We start from the raw sequence: 17,456 nt of genomic DNA on the forward strand, positions 1-17,456 counted from the left end.
TCGCACTTTATAAACTACAACCTGTAAGTACCCACGTCAACAGTGACTTGTTCTATGACTAAACTCCTCTTCTGCCTACTTGTCGCTACGTCCATCTGCTCATTTGGCGTAGCACAGAATCGTCCTGTTAACAGACCCAATATTGTTTTCATTCTGGCTGATGATCTGGGCTACGGAGATGTGGGCATCAATGGACAAAAGCTGATCAGAACACCCAATATTGATCGGCTGGCGAAAGAGGGAATGCGCTTTACGCAGTTTTATGCCGGTACGTCGGTATGCGCCCCATCGCGGTCGTCGCTGATGACGGGCCGACACACAGGGCACACGTATATCCGGGGCAACAAAAGCGTAGAACCCGAAGGACAGGAACCCATTGCCGATTCGGTGACGACGGTTGCTGAACTCCTGCAACGCGCAGGCTACTTAACGGGTGCTTTCGGGAAGTGGGGACTGGGCCCAGTAGGGTCAGTAGGTGATCCCAATAAGCAGGGCTTCGACCGATTCTACGGTTATAATTGTCAGTCATTGGCGCATCGTTACTACCCTGATCATCTCTGGGATGATAGTCAGAAGATTACACTGGCGGCCAATCAGGACTTACGCCAGGCCAAAGAATACGCGCCTGATCTGATTCAGAAACAGGCGATGCGCTTTCTGGATGCACGCGACGATAAACAGCCTTTCTTTTTGTTTTTACCCTATATCCTACCCCATGCCGAACTGATTGTCCCTGACGACAGTCTTTTCCAGTATTACAAAGGAAAATTCCCCGAAAAGCCGTTTAAAGGTGCTGATTATGGCCCTGATGCGAAAACAGGCGGCTATACTTCGCAGGCTTATCCGCACGCTACGTTTGCCGCGATGGTCGGTCGTCTCGATCTATACGTAGGGCAAGTGATGGCAAAGCTGAAAGAAAAAGGGCTGGATCAGAACACACTCGTTATTTTCTCCAGTGACAATGGTCCTCATATCGAAGGGGGTGCCGATCCAACGTTTTTTAATAGCAGCGGAGGTTTTCGGGGTGTTAAACGGGACTTATATGAGGGTGGTATCCGCGAACCTTTTTTCGCGCGTTGGCCAAAGGCTATTAAACCCGGCTCAACCAGTGATTACATTGGCGCTTTCTGGGATTTGCTACCCACTTTCGCTGAACTAGCCGGAGCCAAAACGCCAGCCCGTATCGACGGCGTTTCGTTTGCGCCGACACTGACGAGCAAAGGCACACAGAAAAAGCACGACTATCTGTACTGGGAATTTCACGAAAACGGCGGCAGACAGGCTGTGCGGCAGGGTAACTGGAAAGCCGTACGGCTACAGGCAATGGCTAATCCAGCTAGTCCCGTTGAATTATACGACCTGGCGAAAGACCCCAAAGAAGCGCATAACGTAGCCGCTCAGTATCCAGATAGAGCCAAACAACTCAGTGAGTTAATGAAGCAATCGCATGTCGAATCGCCGTTATTTCCGTTTGCGCATTAATCAGTCACGCAGGCCACCCGGCAGATAACCAAAATAGCGCCGGAAAGCGTACGTGAAGTGTTGAACATGTTTATAACTTAACGCGTCAGCCACTTCGCTAACCGTCTGTTTACCAGCCAACAACTGCCGACGCGCGTAGGTCATGCGTAAGTCTGTCAGGTAGCTGAATACAGTGGTGTTAAACAATTCCCGAAATCCTTTTTTAAGCTTGAAATCATTCAGTCCAGCCGAACGGGCTACGTCCAGCAACGTAACGGGTTGAAGAAAATGCTCATTCAGCCACTCCTTAACCGCTATAAGTTTATCAACATCATCGGATTTGAATGAACCGGTCAAACGGGTTGTTTCTAACTGATCCATTTGCAGGGCAATCAACTCGAGTAATTTTGCCTCCAGAAATAGCCGTTTAACCATACCGACAAATGGGCAATTCAGAATGTCATATACGATAACTTTCATGGCAGGCGTGGCAAACGAGTGGTTAGGAATTATCGCGTACGGTTGCTGTTGGTCCATTTTTTCAGCCAGCCGATCTAATTGTTCTACACCCTCATCCAGAAATCGGCCGAAATAGCCATCCGCAAATTCGATAACCAACGTCGATACGGTCGACCCCGAAAACTGCATGTCGCCTTCGAAGGCAGGCGTATACATTAAGCTATACTGATTTGCCTGATACGGCCGATCGGGCTGACAGCTACTTCGAACCAGATTATGGCCCGCCAGCTGCGTAAAAAATCGCACGCTCGGTTTAGTCTGCTCTGCCCTGACGACTATGTTCCGGGTAAGCTCGCTGAACGCGTAAATGATAGAGAACTGGTCTGTAGACAACTCCGTAATTGACCACTGCGCTGCCGGATCGGGCACAATAATCTTTCGCTGCACCACGCCTGCCTGCTGGTCTACCTCGATCAGGTATTGATTCTGATAGGAGTCAAATCCTCCCTGCTCATTCTGCACCTTAACTATCATCGCGGTAGTCTATGATCGATAAACACTCGTTGACTGATCAGGAAAACAGCCGCTCTCAGTCAACCAACAGCAGATAATCCGTTTGACGTCAGTACGAATCCGCTTAGCGAAGCCGGGAGTGAAGTCAATAACCCATCTTTACCCACAGAATATAACTTAAAACAACAAGGGTATGATAAGGGTTTTCTCAGCGTATAACGTATTGGTTATCTGCCTGTTTAACGTAACGACGTCCACACTGGCTCAGAAAGTCGTCGAACAGCACACGCGCTTCCGTTTCGCGCAGATGCATCTGGGTTTCGAAGGTCAATACATACCACCTGTCAAGGGTGGGTACGTTAATGAAGCGGGTGCGCAGCAGCCTCTGACAGTCCCCGGTACGTATCACCCACGGTTTACCATTGGCGCCACGCATTTTTGGGGACTGGTCGACCTGTATGTATCCTTTCCGCTCGCGACCCTCCGCCCTAAACTAGCTGAACTTCAGGATTATGGCGTGTCCATGAACGTATCGACTGGCGCTCGAATTCATCCGTTGCAGCTACGGTATCACCGAATCAATCCCTACCTGGGTGCTAACTGGTCAACACTTTCGTATAACCAGCGGGTCAACGAGCGGCTTTCGGGAACGACGTTTACGAAAGATGTCATTGCGCTGGAAGGCGGGATCAGCTGGCTGACCGGCCATCACTGGTTTGAGCTGGGGGCGCAGCATCTGCCTGCGCGCGAATTTCGGTACGCTACGTCCCGGCAGACATTCACGCCCGTTCAGTTTCCAGCCTTTACGTTTCAAGTAGCTTATAAGTACTTGCTGGACGTAACGCGTCCGCTGGAGAAGGATGATAAATCTGATTTTGGGCAATACCTGCGTGAACGGAATCTGTTGAGCGGCTTTCACCTTGACGTCGGACCATCGGCAGCGTTTACCTTACCTCGCTCCGAATACAACACCCGCACTCGTCCTTACCTGAACAATCCATCGGGCAATAGCGCCTTCCTCGATCTGTCGGTGGGGTATTACTTTTTCAAATCCGACTTCGACATTCGGCTGGCCCATCGCCACATCGTAGCTGACCACGCAGCGTACGGACTAAGCCAACAGCTCGACCGTCGATCCTTTAGCCTGGAGGTGTACAAAAATCTCTTTGATTATAAAGGCTTTGTGCCATTTTTGGGCGTTAGTCTCTCACGAGAACAATTGGGCGTTTACGAAACCGACAATAGCGTTTCGGCAACGAATCAAACCGAAGTCCAATACACACCGGGTCTGGTCTTTGGCTGGGATATTCGCCCGGTTCGCTACGAATCTATATTGTTGCGAACTAACCTACGCTACGCTCCTTTTCTTAAAACGCAGGTCAACGGGCAAACCGTCTCGTTCCAGCAGCTTGAGTTTAACTTTATTCAGGCCGTAGTTTATCCTCAGCGCTTGCTAGCGCGTCGTCGGTTTCTGAAAAACAGATAAGTTATATCCAATGGTAGTGTCCGTATTTTATCTATGCTGATTAACGATCCGGGTTGTCTTTTTGCTCGCTCCGCCTGTCAGATACGCGACCCAACAACTCTATCTGGCCTGCGTCAGTGCTATGGTTTTAGCCGCAGGTTTGTTACTGGTAAGAATAGGGTTAGTTCGTAAACCAAAAACAGCATTCCTATCACGGATACGTGACGCACTTAGGGCGAGTTCAGGCGTAAAGAGCCTTAACCGAGTCAGTAAATTGATTCGGTTAAGGCTCTTTACTGTATCCGTTTGTCCTTATCCTACAACCATTTACCCAAAAAAGCTATCGCATTGGTAAGCCATGCTTATTTTTGGCGAAATCCCTTAAATTTCCCCTATGCAGCTGATAATCGAACACTTATCAAAGAAATACCCAAACGGCGTTCTCGCTCTTGACGACGTATCGCTGACGATCCCCAATGGCATGTATGGTTTGCTGGGTCAGAATGGCGCGGGCAAATCCACGCTCATGCGTACGCTTGCTACGTTGCAGGACGCCGATTCAGGAACCGCTATGCTTGATAATCTGGATATTCTGAATCAGAAAGACGCGGTACGTCGGGTGTTGGGTTATCTGCCGCAGGAGTTTGGTGTGTATCCAAAAGTATCAGCAACGGATTTGCTCGACCATTTTGCTATTCTAAAAGGCGTTACGAACAGCCGCGAACGTAGTGAGTTAGTCACCGCACTGCTTCATCGGGTGAATCTGTATGATGTTCGGAAGAAAGCGGTTAGCAGCTATTCGGGCGGGATGAAGCAGCGGTTCGGCATTGCGCAGGCGCTTATCGGTAATCCCAAACTCATTATTGTCGATGAACCGACCGCGGGCCTCGATCCCGGAGAACGGAACCGGTTTTATAATCTCTTATCTGAAATCGGCGAAAATGTCATTGTGATTCTGTCGACGCACATTGTGCAGGACGTCATGGAGCTTTGCAATAACATGGCCATCATTCACAAAGGCAAAGTGCTTTACAGTGGTTCTCCGCTGGATTCCGTAGCTGCGCTGAAGGGTAAAATCTGGGAGAAATCGATTACGAAAAGCGAATTACCGACGTACCAGCAACAGTACAATATCATCTCCAACAAGCTTGTGGCGGGCAAACCACTTGTTCATATTTTCAGCGAGACCGAGCCCGGCAATGAATTTCAACCGGCCCAGCCCGACCTGGAAGATGTGTTCTTCTCTACCATCGAAAAAAGCAATTTCGTAGCCGCCTAAGCCTATGTTCGGACACATATTTACCTTCGAAATTCGCTATTGGCTCCGTCAGCCGATGGTGTATATATTCCTCTTGGTTAACGTACTGATGTTTGCCTGGGCGGGCGCTTCCGACGATTTAACGATTGGCGGAACGTTTGGCAACATCTACAAAAATGCACCTTACGTCGTTCAGAATCAGTACGGTATCTGGTGCGTTTTCGCCTTGTTGATGACAACCGCTTTTGTACAAAGCGCGGCCATTCGTGACTTTACGTACAAGACCAACCAAATCGTTTTTGCGTCACCGATCCGTAAGTTCGATTACCTGGCCGGGCGATTTTTCGGCTCGTTTCTGGTCGCGTTGATTCCGTTTCTGGGCATTTCCATCGGCATTATCCTCGGCTCATGGATTGGGCAGGTAACCGGTGCTACCGACCCTGAACGCTATGGACCTATTGTTTGGTCGGCACACGTAAACAGCTTTCTGGTTTTTGCCATTCCGAATACGTTTCTGGCGGGTGCGTTCATTTTCATGCTGGCGGCCCTGACCCGGTCATCCATAACCGCGTTCATTGGTGCCATTGCTTTGTTAGTAGCGCAGCTCATTGCCGGTAATTTTTTGAGTGACGTCGAGTACGAACACCTCGCTACGTATTTCGACGCACTGGGCTTTGGTCCGTTCTCGCTCATCACGAAATACTGGACGGTTAGCGATAAGAATACCCGTTCGGTGGGATTGACCGACGGCTTGATGCTAACGAATCGACTGATCTGGGTCGGTTTTGGTCTACTTCTGCTGGCCGTTACGTATGTCCGGTTCTCGTTCGAAGAGAAAGTGAAGAAGGCTGGCTGGTGGCGGAGGAAATTTGCCGGTGACGACACAGGCAAAGCCGTTTTTACCCCCCTACAACGGCTTCCCCAAGTAGGTATGCATTTCGGCTGGTCGGCCCAGTGGGTGCAGATGATCCGGATTTTTAAAACCGATTTCTGGGGAACGGTGAAAGGCACCGCGTTTATTATTATTCTGCTGCTTGGCCTCATGAATATGGGTTTTTCGCTGCAATACGCCGGAAAATCATACGGGCTGAGTTCATATCCCGTAACGTATGAGGTTATTCAGCTCATTCGGGGCACTATTTCGTTGTTTCTGTTCGCCATCATCATTTTCTATTCGGGCGCCATCATCTGGAAAGAGCGTGACGCCGAACTCGACCAGATTTATGACGCCATGCCCCACCGGAACTGGAGCGTGTTTGTCGGGAAATTTCTGGCGATGCTGGGTATCGTGGTGATTATTCAGATGCTGTGCATCATCGCGGGCGTAACGACGCAGTTGCTAATGGGGTATTCAACCCTTGAACCAGGGCAATACGTTATTGAGTTTCTGGTGATTGCCCTGCTCCGCTTAGCGCCGATCATTATTCTGTCGATGCTTGTACACACGCTCGTCAATAACAAATACATTGCCTTCTTCGTGGTGATTGCCTTGCTGATCGCAAATGCTTATGCCTGGCGGCCGTTGGATGTGCAGAGCAACCTGGTTCAGTTTAATGCGTCGCCCGACTACACGTATTCGGACATGAACGGCTGGGGTCCATACGTAGCGTCGATCGCGTGGTTTCGAACCTACTGGACACTCTGGGCGAGTGTTCTTGGATTAACAGCGATTTTGTTCTGGGTACGTGGCAAGGATACCTCCTGGAGCAGTCGCTTTCGGGGAGCCCGGCAAGCGCTAACCGGCACGAATCGCCTGGCTTTAATCGGACTAACCGTGGCTTTACTCGTGGTAGGTGGTTTCATTTTTTATAACACGAACGTTTTGAATCGCTATGAAACGACGAAAGTGCGCGAGAAGCAGCAGGTAGCTTACGAGCAGAAATACAAACGTTTTGAGCATCGTCCGCAGCCACGTATTGCCAATGTGAAGTATACCATTGATGTTTACCCAAAAGAGCGCAATTTGGTCGTAAAGGGCGATTACGTACTGGTCAACCGGACCGATAAACCTATTGATTCCGTACACATTGCGATACCAAGCCGCCTGGATTTCAGCATTAATATAGATCGGGCGAAACGGATTCTGGATGATTCGCTGCTGCAATATGCCATCTATCAACTGAGTCCCGCACTAGCGCCGGGCGACTCGCTGCACCTGCGCTTTACGACCCGCCGACAAACGCGCGGCTTCGAGAACGAAGTGCAGTTTACCAAGCAGATTAATCAGAATGGGTCGTTTTTTGATACATTCGATATCGCTCCACAAATTGGTTATCAGGAACAAGGCGAACTGACCGATAAAAATGACCGCAAAAAATACGGTCTGCCCGAAAAAGAACGCATGCCGAAGCTGGAACGCAACTGCACCGGCGATTGCATGAATAGCTACATCAGCAATAATGCCGACTGGTTAATGGTCGAAACTGTGATCAGCACGTCGCCCGACCAGATTGCCGTAGCGCCGGGCTCACTCCTGAAAGAGTGGAAACAGAACGATTCGACGGGTCAGCCCCGACGCTATTTTCAGTACAAGCTCGACCATCCATCGCTCAATTTTTACTCGTTCATTTCGGCGAAGTACGAAGTCGCGCGGGAGAAGTGGAATGGCATCGACGTAGAGGTGTACTACGACAAAAAACACCCGTACAACGTCCGCGATATGCTGGAATCCATCAAAGGTTCACTGGCGTATTATACCGAGCATTTCGGACCGTATTACCACAAACAGGCACGTATCATCGAGTTTCCACGCTACGCCAGTTTTGCTCAGGCGTTTCCGGGCACAATGCCCTATTCTGAAGCCATTGGGTTCATTGCCAAAATTGATCCTGAAGAAGACATTGACATGGTCAAATACGTAGTGGCGCATGAAATGGGTCACCAGTGGTGGGCACACCAGGTAGTGGGTGCATACATGCAGGGGGCTACCTTACTTTCGGAAACGCAGGCCCAGTATTCGGCTCTGATGGTGATGGAAAAATCGTACGACAAGAGCCGTATGAAGCGCTTCCTGAAGTTTGAAATGGATCGTTACCTGTCATCACGCGGGGCAGAATCGTTAAAGGAAGTGCCGCTCGAACAAGTAGAGAATCAGGGATATATTCACTACAGAAAAGGCAGTGTAGTGATGTATTACCTGAAAGAACTGATTGGCGAACGTGCTGTGAATAAGGCATTACAAACGCTGGTTAGTCAATACGCATATCGCCAGCCACCGTATCCCGTTTCGTACAACCTGGTAGATTTATTTCGTCAACAGACGCCGGATTCGCTGCAATCCGTCATCACTGATCAGTTCGAACGGATCACGATTTTCAATAACCGCACAACGGCTGCGTCGGTGAAGAAGCGTTCTGACGGGCAGTATGACGTAACGATTAACGTACAGGCGGAGAAGTTTTACGCCGATTCGCTCGGTCGGGAAACGCCAACGAAGCTGAACGACCTCATTGACGTAGGGGTGTATGGTAAACCTGCCAAAGGCAAAAAACAGGGTAAGCTATTAGCCGTTCGGCGTGAACGGATGCGACAGAAAGATGGGAAATATACGTTCGTTGTGAAAGAAGAACCGTATGAAGCGGGTATTGACCCCATTAGCTTCCTCGTTGACCGCATACCGGACGACAATCTAAAGCGGGTGGATAAGCTGTAGTATACACGTCAGTAACTTCGTCAATACAGTAAAATTGGGGACACCTGCGATCTATTTTAGTCAGTAGTAATTTACGACAACTTTGTAAGGCAAAAATCAATAACCACAGAGCCACCAAGAACACTGTAAACCGCTTCCTGTGGGTCTTTGTGTTCTTGGTGGCTCTGTGGTTAATTATTCTCTTCCAAAACATTTCAAGGCTTTTATGAAAATCGCAATGATCAAGACTCTTTTGCTTATCGGCTGTTTTTCAGGATTTATCACATGTAGCAAAGCCGCTAATCTGTTCATTTCAGGCGATGCCCGCTTCAGAACTCAACACCAAAACCCTACGATTGACCCTGGTTGGCGGCAGCTTTTCAATGGCAAAGATCTAACCGGTTGGAAACATGTGGGCAAGGGAAGCATGTCGATTGAGAAAGGAATGATTCGCGGTCATAGCGGCCTCGGCCTGTTATACTGGACAAAAGAAAAATTCAGTAACTGCACGATCCGGGTCGTATACCGAATGCAAAAAGAAAACAGTAATGCTGGTGTATTTATCCGAATTCCGATTGAGCCCCGCGAAGAATGGATGCCTGTTTATTACGGATATGAAGTACAGATTGATAATCACCCGGAAACGTCCGACGAGGATGAATACCACGTTACAGGAACGCTTTATTCACTGACTAAACCGCTGGCGAAACCTGGCAAACCTGGTCCACAGTGGAACACAATGGACATTACACTGGACGGCCCACGTACCATTGTGCACGTAAATGGTGTGAAAGTGACCGATTACAGGGAAGGCGATCCGACTCCTGCCCGCAAATTTTCGTTCGAGCCTTATCGTGGCCTGCGACCTGACTCGGGTTACATCGGTTTACAGAATCACGGCGACCATGACGTTGTTTATTTTAAGGAAGTTTCCGTAAAACCGCTCATTAAAAAATGATGATTTCAGGGGTTGGTCTGCCTCCGAAATTTCTCCCGATTAACGTATCGCTATCGCCATTTCAAGCGCTTCTTTTGGCAGTCTGTCCGGCTTCGTCGTGACTTCCGCGGCCGGGCCAGATACTTTTGTCTATCAGATCATCGGCCACGGTGATTGATCGTGCCGTTTTTATTCACAACCATAAACCAACAAATCAATGAAACGCATCCTGAAAAAACTTTTAGTTAAACCTGGCAAACTCGTAAAACGCCGACAGTCAACGGGTCGTCAGCAAGTTTGGTGGGGCCATGAATAAGCCCGGCTTCTGAAAGTCGGCAACCAGCCATTATCCTTAACTGTCTACGGCCTATCTTTGCCCGATTTTTGTCCGTATCGCTCCGCTCATGGCCCAATCTCTCAGCGTCCGCCATCTGGTGGGTATAAAAGACTTGACCGAATCTGATATTCAACTTATTCTGGAAACGGCTGGTCAATTCAAGGAAGTCATTAACCGGCCTATTAAGAAAGTACCTTCGCTACGTGATGTAACGGTTGCCAACGTTTTTTTTGAGAATTCGACCCGCACGCGATTATCATTCGAACTGGCAGAAAAAAGACTATCGGCCGATGTAGTGAATTTTTCAGCGTCGGGCAGTTCTGTAAAAAAAGGCGAAACGCTGCTGGATACGGTCAACAACATTCTGGCCATGAAGGTCGATATGGTCGTCATGCGGCACAGCAGTCCCGGAGCCCCGCATTACCTCACCAAACACATCAAAGCTAACGTAGTGAACGCGGGCGATGGCACTCATGAACACCCAACGCAGGCGCTGCTCGATTCCTTTTCCATTCGCCAGAAACTCGGCGACGTAGCGGGCAAACGTGTTGCGATCATCGGTGACATTACGCACTCGCGGGTAGCGCTGTCTAATATTTTCTGTCTGCAAAAACAGGGGGCCGACGTAATGGTTTGCGGCCCTAAAACACTTATTCCAAAGCACATGGAATCGCTCGGCGTGAAGGTCGGGCACGACGTTCGGGCAGCGCTGGCCTGGTGCGACGTAGCGAACGTACTCCGGATTCAGTTAGAGCGTCAGCAGATTAAATATTTTCCTTCACTACGTGAATATTCGCTCTATTTCGGTATTTCAAAACAAATGCTCGATGACCTCGACCGACCCATCGTACTGATGCATCCCGGTCCTATCAATCGCGGGGTTGAATTAACGTCCGACGCTGCCGATTCGGTGCATTCAATTATTCTGGATCAGGTCGAAAACGGCGTGGCGGTACGCATGGCTGTGTTATATCTACTAGCGCAGTTGTAGAAGGTAGCTATCTGTATAGAGTGGGACGTTGAAAAGCATCCTTCCCAGCAATTCATCCATTCTGTCGGCGGCCAGCCCGTTATTTTAAACTACTAACCAGGCTCTGGGTCATGTCTTCAAAAAACCGGGCGGTATACGGGCCAAATCGATTAGTCTGGCTAATGGCGTAGGGACTATTTTCGGCATAATAATAGGTATCGGGAACAATTTGTCCGATGTCTCCCCCATTGTAGCTGGTGATGACCAGCGTTCTTTGCCTGGCAATAGGCAAGTCAAGTAAATCATCCGCCAGTTCGGCAGATATACTCCCCGGACAACCCACAAAGACGGTTTGGCCAATGCGTAGCGCTTTTAACTCGGCACGATAGTCGCCATAGAGAGCTTTGGCCAGCCATGGCTTCAGCCGCCAGTTTTGGCTAACACGAACCTGAGGATCATTCTGGATAAGCGGAGTCGTTTGCGCAATTAATGTGCTGTCTGTATGAAGCTCCTGACGACTCAGTATAGTGGCGATCTGGGTAGCTAGTGCCTGTGGGGTCTCGCTACGTATCTGATTCGACGGATTTGTTTCCTGTATGGCCCCAACCATTCCCAGCGTAAAACAATGGGTTTGCTTGTCAAGCTGTTGCATTGACAGACTAAAAAAATCACCCTTGGCAGCAGAATCAGTGGCCTTACCTATCGGAATCGGGCGAGCATAACTGGAGTAAATCAGGGCCGATTCGCCCGTTAGTTTGCGAAGCTGTAGCAGATGAAGGGCTTCAGCCCCAGCTCTATTGTCAGGAGCAGAAAGCTCTTTTTGGCCATTCAGATCAACCTGGGTATGGCCAATTTGAACCGTACCCATGTTTTTTTGCGCCAAGTCCACTGCTTTCAGGATAGCCTCGGTTACTTGATTGACCCGTTGTTCATCATAGGGACCAAATTGTCGTTTACCCATATAGTCCCTGGACCACCCACCCAGACCAGGCTGCGAATAAGTAGCTCCCAGGTACACATTTTTCCAGGCTAAGCCGAGCTTTGGTAGCCTTTTTTCCAGTAACTGAGCGACTGAGGGTGGCATCATCAATAAATCGACAGTAATCATAGCTGCCCGTGTCGTGCCATTATCGAGGACTAGCGCCCGCGTCTGGATGGATTCTCGTTCCTTCGCACCAGGCGAGGAAGCAGCTATTGGAGTGATGGTTACGTTTGCCCAGCCAGCCTGAATGGGGTACTTGGGATGAGGATCGCTGACAATCCAGGCGAACCGCTGCCGGGTAAAGCGATGATACAGTGAGTTCTCGTAACTACCCTTGTTAACAACGGTAAAACTCAGCCCCAGGACGTTAATGATTATCAGGGCTACGACAAAGATTACGGTTCTATAGCGACGCATGTTGTCTCCGATTTTCTACTAAATACCTTGACTCGATTAGTAGACGTATTGACTAACCTGTCAGAATAAAACTTTTTTGTTTCTAACAGTGCCTTAGTTCTACCATCCTTATTACCCAGCGACTACCGAAACAAACGGTAAGTGTGCCACTTCGCGCATACTTAGTCACGCTAGATCAGGTCAAAAATGATGTATTGATACGTTTGGGCGTGTTGTATCTGCTGACGCAGTTGCAAAAAAGCGATCTACTACAATTTTGTTAAAAAATGTGAATTCTTCGCTCACAACAACACCTTCCTGAAATTGTTATAAACCAAAAGAATACTGACGGCGTTGTAAGTTAAGGGTTTTAATGCCTTTTTAATGTTAATATTTGCTTAATCTATGGCGGTTAATACGCACCTACAGCCACCTCCGTCGCCCTTACAGCGGCTGCTACGGCTACTGGGAACCGAACGAAAAGATATTGTTTATATTCTGTTGTTCGCCATCATCACGGGGATAATTGGTCTTACCCTGCCTCTCGGCATTCAGGCCGTTTTTAATCTGGTTTCAAGCGGTATGCTTTTCAGTTCGGTCTACGTAATGATCGGGCTGGTTATCGTTGGTGTTCTGGCTGGTGGCCTGCTCACCATTGTTCAGTTTACGCTGGTTGAAATCATTCAGCAACGCCTTTTTGTCAAGGCTGCTTTTGAGTTCACGTACCGATTGCCCCGTATTAAACCGGAAGCTATGGAAGAATATTACCCACCCGAACTAATGAATCGGTTCTTTGACGTAGTAACGCTGCAAAAAGGGATGACGAAGGTCCTGATTGATCTGCCGGCAGCTGCCGTACAGATTTTGTTTGGCATTATTCTACTCTCGTTTTACCACCCGGTTTTTCTCGGATTTGGTTTTATTGTACTGCTGGTCATATATAGTGTTATCCGGCTGTTTGGCCCGGAAGGAACGCGCACCAGTATTAAAGAATCGAGTGACAAATACAAAGTAGTCGGCTGGCTCGAAAAGTATTCGAGAGACTTATCAGAAAAGCGCTCAACTGAAGGCACAGAGAATCCAATCGACCAGATTGATCGTCGGCTAGCCAATTACGTAAGCCATCGGAACGACCATTTTACAGTCCTGAAACGCTTCTATTACAGCTCTGTTGCGTTTAGAACGCTGGTGACGGGTGGCCTGCTGATTCTGGGTACGTCGCTGGTCGTTAGTCGGCAAATGTCGCTGGGGCAGTTCGTCGCTTCGGAACTGGTCATTGTCCTCATCACAGGAGCCGTTGACAAGCTAGTGTCCAGCGTGGATACGATATTCGACATGCTGGCCGGTGTCGAAAAGATTGGGGCCGTAACCGATTTACCAATAGAAACTGATACGACAACACATGCTTAATTTATCAAATCAGGAGATTGATGAGGAGGTGTTTGCCGAATATCCGCTCAAAACCTTACAGGAACTACCACATCCCCGCAGTAGTCGGCGGCTTGGCCGGTGGATGCTTTTTTTCCTCTTTCTAACTTTGGTTATCCTGTTTCTGCCCTGGCGCCAGAATATCAGCGGCTTAGGCAGCGTAACGGCACTGACACCACAGGATCGGCCTCAGACGCTCCAGAACGCCATTGCTGGTCGAATTGAGCGCTGGTCGGTTCGGGAAGGCCAGTTTGTCAAAAAGGGTGACACGTTGCTGGTCATTTCTGAAATTAAAGACGAATATTTCGACCCCAACCTGCCTCAGCGACTTAATGAACAACTGGACGCCAAGCAGGGAACCCGACTGGCCACAGACGCTAAGATTCAGGCACTTGATAGCCAGATGCAGGCATTGGGCGCGGGTGTAAAAGTAGATTTGGCTGAAGCCAGAAACCGGGTTCGCCAGGAGCAGTTGAGGGTACGTATCGACAGTGCCGATCTAGTGGCCATCCGACGCAATTACCAGATCGCCGTTGATCGGCTTGAACGGTACGAAAAAGGCTATCGGGATGGTTTATTCTCACTAACCGACCTTGAATCCCGGCGGCTTACTATCCAGCAGGATTATGCAAAAGTCGTTGTGCAGGAAAATAAGCTGAGCGTAACGCGGCAAGGACTGGCCAACGCCCGGCTCGATCTAGAACTCATTCAGGCGAAATACGAACAGGACATAGCTAAAACGATGTCCGACCGGAGTTCAGCCTTGTCCAGTAAGGCGAGTGCGAACAATGAAATTGCCGTTATGCGCAACAAAATCAGCAACGTAAATGTCCGGCGCGGTATGTATGTTGTGCGGGCTCCGCAGAGTGGCTTTGTCGTCCGGTCGCTGAAAGCAGGCATCGGCGAAACCATAAAAGAAGGCGAAGCCATAGCCACATTACAACCCTCCAATCCGACCGTCGCCGTGGAATTGTACGTACGTGCTATGGATGTACCGCTGATTCAACGCGGACGTCGGGTACGTATCCAGTTCGATGGCTGGCCAGCGATTCAGTTTTCGGGCTGGCCTGCCGTGGCGGTCGGTACGTTCGGGGGAAAAGTGGCGGTTATCGATGCTGTAAGCAGTACGAATGGCCAGTATCGGATATTGGTCACGCCCGATGCCATGCCCGGTGATCAGCCCTGGCCCAAGCTGCTACGTGTGGGTTCGGGTGTGGTTGGTTGGGTGATGCTCGACGATGTACCCATCTGGTACGAACTATGGCGCCAGCTCAACGGCTTCCCGCCAAGTTTAAAACAGGAACCTGAGAAACCGGAAAAGATATGAGGTCATTCGTTTTTCTTTTCTGGTTAGGCAGTACGTTGTTTTGGGCAGAATCCGCTTTGGGACAAACGCGTCCGACTGTACCGGCTATTGCCCCTATTCCCCGCCAGCCAACGGTTCCGGTATCCTCAGACGTTTTATCGCGAACAGCCATCGCTACGTCGGAAACCTCAATCGGTTCAGTGGCCCCGTCACTGGCTCCCCCGGCAGGGGTAGCTTTACCAGACTCGGGCATTGTATTCACTGCCGAGGAATTTTATCAGGCCGTTTTACAGCACAATCCGATCGTAAAGCAAGCTGCTTTGCTGAGTCAGGAAGCGCAAGCGCAGGTCCAGCAGGCACGTGGCGCGTTTGATCCCCGGCTGTTTTCGACGTACAACCGTAAAAACTTTGGCAATACGCTCTATTACGACAAATGGCAGTCGGGTTTGGCAGTGCCTATTTTGCCGGGTGGCCTCGACGTAAAAATGACGTATGACCGGAACACGGGTAAATACCTGAATCCCGAAAACAACGTACCACCTACGGGCCTGATTGCGCTGGGCCTAAGCGTACCCGTTACGCAGGGGCTTCTCATTGATGCACGCCGAAACACCCTGCGGCAGGCTCAACTAGCTATTAATCTGGCCGATGCTGACCGGGTTTCCCTGATCAACAAAACGCTGCTTGATGCCGCCAAAGCGTATTGGGACTGGTACCTAGCCTATCAGCAATTTCGATGGATTGAGCAGGGCTATCAGCTGGCGCAAACGCGTTTTGTGGCTGTCCGGCAGCGGGCACTGATTGGCGACGCGGCTCCCATCGATACCACCGAAGCGCTGATAACGGTTCAGGACAGACTGGTTCAGTTTCAACAAATGGCTGTCGATTTGCAAAATGCCCGGCTCGGTCTGACTACATTCTTATGGAGCAGTCAGGAAGGCGCTGTTCCTCAGCCCGTCGATCTGCCGCTTACAGTTATTCCGCAGGCCGCTCCCCCTGACCAGACCAGTCAGGTGCAGCTTCAGGAACTGCTTAGCCGAGCCGCTCAGCAACATCCAGATCTGCTTAAATTAGTCAACAAACAGCAGCAGTTGACCATCGAAGAACGCTACCGACGAGCGTTATTGCTGCCTAAGGTGAGTGTTGAAGCCAGTTTATTGAGCAGAGGTCCACTGTCAGATGCAAACTATGACGGATCAAGTTCCTATGGTTTTCAGTCCAATAACCACAAGATCGGCGTCGATTTAGCGTTTCCGCTGTTTCTTCGCGCCGAACGAGGGAAACTTCGCCAGATACAGCTTCAAAACCAACAGACAGGTCTGGAACGGCAACAGACTGGGCGCGACATTGTTAACGAAGTTCAGCGATCCTGGAATGAGCTGGTAGCCCTTGAAAAACAGATTATTACACAACAGCAGACTACAGCCAACCAGCAGACCCTTGTCCAGGCTGAAGTGAGTAAGTTCCAATTGGGTGAGAGTTCGTTGTTTCTAGTCAATAGCCGGGAAACCAAACTCATTGACTTGCTGATAAAACTGGAAGAATTACGCACCAAGCACCAGAAAGCCTTGGCGAATCTGTGGTACGCTGCCGGTTCTAATGTGGGTAGTCGGTAAGACGGAGGTAGTACGTCTTCCGGCACTCATATAAGGCTTTTTTCGTTATTTTTGGCAAAACAGCTTACAGCCAATGGAACTACAATTGCGTACGCTACATCCGCCCCGTGACCAGAAGTTCGACGATGATTTTTTCTTTACCCTATGTCAGGCAAACGAAACAACTCGGCTGGAGCGGGATTCTAACGGAAATATTATTTTTATACCCCCCACTGGAAGTGAAACTGGACGATACAACGCCGATTTGTCTGGCAAAATCTGGAGTTGGAACCGTCGTAAAAAACTTGGCTATCTATTCGATTCATCCACTGGTTTTAAACTTCCAAACTCAGCCGTACGTTCGCCAGACGTAGCGTGGGTGAACCGCAAACGATGGGACGCGATTTCCAACGCTGAACGTCAGGGCTTCGCCCCACTATGCCCAGATTTTGTCATTGAAATCCGCTCGAAGAGTGATGAGTTGAAAGAACTGAAAGAAAAGATGGAAGAATATCGCGATAACGGCTGTCGGTTAGGCTGGCTTATTGATCGGGCGGGTAAACAGGTATTCATTTATCGGGAAGATGGATCAATAGAAATCAAGCACGGCTCAGACGTTACGTTATCTGGAGAAGATATACTTCCTGAATTAAGTTTACAGATAACTGTCTAGATATTCTATTCTAAAACAAAGCAGCGTGGCCCCAAAAAGCTGCGC

The 17,456-nt window shown here is 49.4% G+C and carries 12 protein-coding genes; 10 read left to right on the top strand and 2 right to left on the bottom strand.

The features are described from left to right. The first annotated feature begins 54 nt into the window (after positions 1–54). Positions 55–1,482, top strand: coding sequence for an arylsulfatase (locus tag IC230_RS02060; RefSeq protein WP_191037298.1), 1,428 nt, complete (start codon positions 55–57; stop codon positions 1,480–1,482). Here the strand turns inward: IC230_RS02060 and IC230_RS02065 are convergent, their stop codons facing one another. Next, a complete protein-coding gene (locus IC230_RS02065) occupies positions 1,483–2,454 on the bottom strand; it encodes a helix-turn-helix transcriptional regulator (RefSeq protein WP_191037299.1) in 972 nt (323 codons plus the stop codon). Positions 2,455–2,626: 172 nt separating this feature from the next. Between IC230_RS02065 and IC230_RS02070 the strand changes: the two genes are divergently transcribed. From IC230_RS02070 to IC230_RS02090, 5 genes are all read left to right on the top strand, one after another. Beyond that, positions 2,627–3,919, top strand: a complete 1,293-nt coding sequence (locus tag IC230_RS02070; RefSeq protein ID WP_191037300.1) for a hypothetical protein — start codon at positions 2,627–2,629, stop codon at positions 3,917–3,919. 373 nt (positions 3,920–4,292) lie between these two features. Continuing rightward, a complete protein-coding gene (locus tag IC230_RS02075; protein WP_191037301.1) occupies positions 4,293–5,177 on the top strand; it encodes an ABC transporter ATP-binding protein in 885 nt (294 codons plus the stop codon). Between the two features lie 4 nt (positions 5,178–5,181). Next, on the top strand, positions 5,182–8,808 hold the full coding sequence (locus tag IC230_RS02080; protein WP_191037302.1) for a M1 family aminopeptidase: 3,627 nt from the start codon (positions 5,182–5,184) through the stop codon (positions 8,806–8,808). A gap of 217 nt (positions 8,809–9,025) precedes the next feature. Next, positions 9,026–9,745 (top strand): 3-keto-disaccharide hydrolase, encoded by a 720-nt coding sequence (locus IC230_RS02085; RefSeq protein ID WP_191037303.1) that lies wholly within the window; start codon positions 9,026–9,028, stop codon positions 9,743–9,745. Positions 9,746–10,128: 383 nt separating this feature from the next. Continuing rightward, the gene (locus IC230_RS02090; protein WP_191037304.1) at positions 10,129–11,052 is read left to right on the top strand and encodes an aspartate carbamoyltransferase catalytic subunit; all 924 of its coding nucleotides are present in this window, start codon (positions 10,129–10,131) and stop codon (positions 11,050–11,052) included. Between the two features lie 79 nt (positions 11,053–11,131). Here IC230_RS02090 and IC230_RS02095 read toward each other — a convergent pair whose 3' ends face one another. Further along, positions 11,132–12,430 (bottom strand): hypothetical protein, encoded by a 1,299-nt coding sequence (locus IC230_RS02095; RefSeq protein ID WP_191037305.1) that lies wholly within the window; start codon positions 12,428–12,430, stop codon positions 11,132–11,134. Between the two features lie 384 nt (positions 12,431–12,814). Here IC230_RS02095 and IC230_RS02100 point away from each other — a divergent pair, with 384 nt between their 5' ends. From IC230_RS02100 to IC230_RS02115, 4 genes are all read left to right on the top strand, one after another. Continuing rightward, positions 12,815–13,819 (top strand): ABC transporter transmembrane domain-containing protein, encoded by a 1,005-nt coding sequence (locus IC230_RS02100; RefSeq protein ID WP_191037306.1) that lies wholly within the window; start codon positions 12,815–12,817, stop codon positions 13,817–13,819. After that, complete coding sequence (locus tag IC230_RS02105; protein ID WP_191037307.1) at positions 13,812–15,164, top strand: HlyD family secretion protein; 1,353 nt, start codon at positions 13,812–13,814, stop codon at positions 15,162–15,164. Before IC230_RS02100 ends, IC230_RS02105 begins: the two co-directional genes overlap by 8 nt. Further along, positions 15,161–16,759 carry a TolC family protein gene (locus IC230_RS02110; RefSeq protein WP_191037308.1) on the top strand — a complete coding sequence of 533 codons (1,599 nt, stop codon included), beginning with the start codon at positions 15,161–15,163 and terminating at the stop codon, positions 16,757–16,759. The genes IC230_RS02105 and IC230_RS02110 overlap by 4 nt, the downstream gene beginning before the upstream one ends. Before the next feature lie 73 nt (positions 16,760–16,832). Further along, positions 16,833–17,411, top strand: coding sequence for a Uma2 family endonuclease (locus IC230_RS02115; RefSeq protein WP_191037309.1), 579 nt, complete (start codon positions 16,833–16,835; stop codon positions 17,409–17,411). The last annotated feature ends 45 nt before the right edge of the window (positions 17,412–17,456 follow it).

This window comes from Spirosoma validum (assembly GCF_014699035.1).
Taxonomy (GTDB): Bacteria; Bacteroidota; Bacteroidia; order Cytophagales; family Spirosomataceae; genus Spirosoma; species Spirosoma validum.

What these genes read in the sequence shown, in the direction of transcription:
- IC230_RS02060 (WP_191037298.1), top strand. Translation starts at nt 55, where the DNA reads ATGACTAAACTCCTCTTCTGCCTACTTGTCGCTACGTCCATCTGCTCA.
- IC230_RS02065 (WP_191037299.1), bottom strand. Translation starts at nt 2,454, where the DNA reads ATGATAGTTAAGGTGCAGAATGAGCAGGGAGGATTTGACTCCTATCAG.
- IC230_RS02070 (WP_191037300.1), top strand. Translation starts at nt 2,627, where the DNA reads ATGATAAGGGTTTTCTCAGCGTATAACGTATTGGTTATCTGCCTGTTT.
- IC230_RS02075 (WP_191037301.1), top strand. Translation starts at nt 4,293, where the DNA reads ATGCAGCTGATAATCGAACACTTATCAAAGAAATACCCAAACGGCGTT.
- IC230_RS02080 (WP_191037302.1), top strand. Translation starts at nt 5,182, where the DNA reads ATGTTCGGACACATATTTACCTTCGAAATTCGCTATTGGCTCCGTCAG.
- IC230_RS02085 (WP_191037303.1), top strand. Translation starts at nt 9,026, where the DNA reads ATGATCAAGACTCTTTTGCTTATCGGCTGTTTTTCAGGATTTATCACA.
- IC230_RS02090 (WP_191037304.1), top strand. Translation starts at nt 10,129, where the DNA reads ATGGCCCAATCTCTCAGCGTCCGCCATCTGGTGGGTATAAAAGACTTG.
- IC230_RS02095 (WP_191037305.1), bottom strand. Translation starts at nt 12,430, where the DNA reads ATGCGTCGCTATAGAACCGTAATCTTTGTCGTAGCCCTGATAATCATT.
- IC230_RS02100 (WP_191037306.1), top strand. Translation starts at nt 12,815, where the DNA reads ATGGCGGTTAATACGCACCTACAGCCACCTCCGTCGCCCTTACAGCGG.
- IC230_RS02105 (WP_191037307.1), top strand. Translation starts at nt 13,812, where the DNA reads ATGCTTAATTTATCAAATCAGGAGATTGATGAGGAGGTGTTTGCCGAA.
- IC230_RS02110 (WP_191037308.1), top strand. Translation starts at nt 15,161, where the DNA reads ATGAGGTCATTCGTTTTTCTTTTCTGGTTAGGCAGTACGTTGTTTTGG.
- IC230_RS02115 (WP_191037309.1), top strand. Translation starts at nt 16,833, where the DNA reads ATGGAACTACAATTGCGTACGCTACATCCGCCCCGTGACCAGAAGTTC.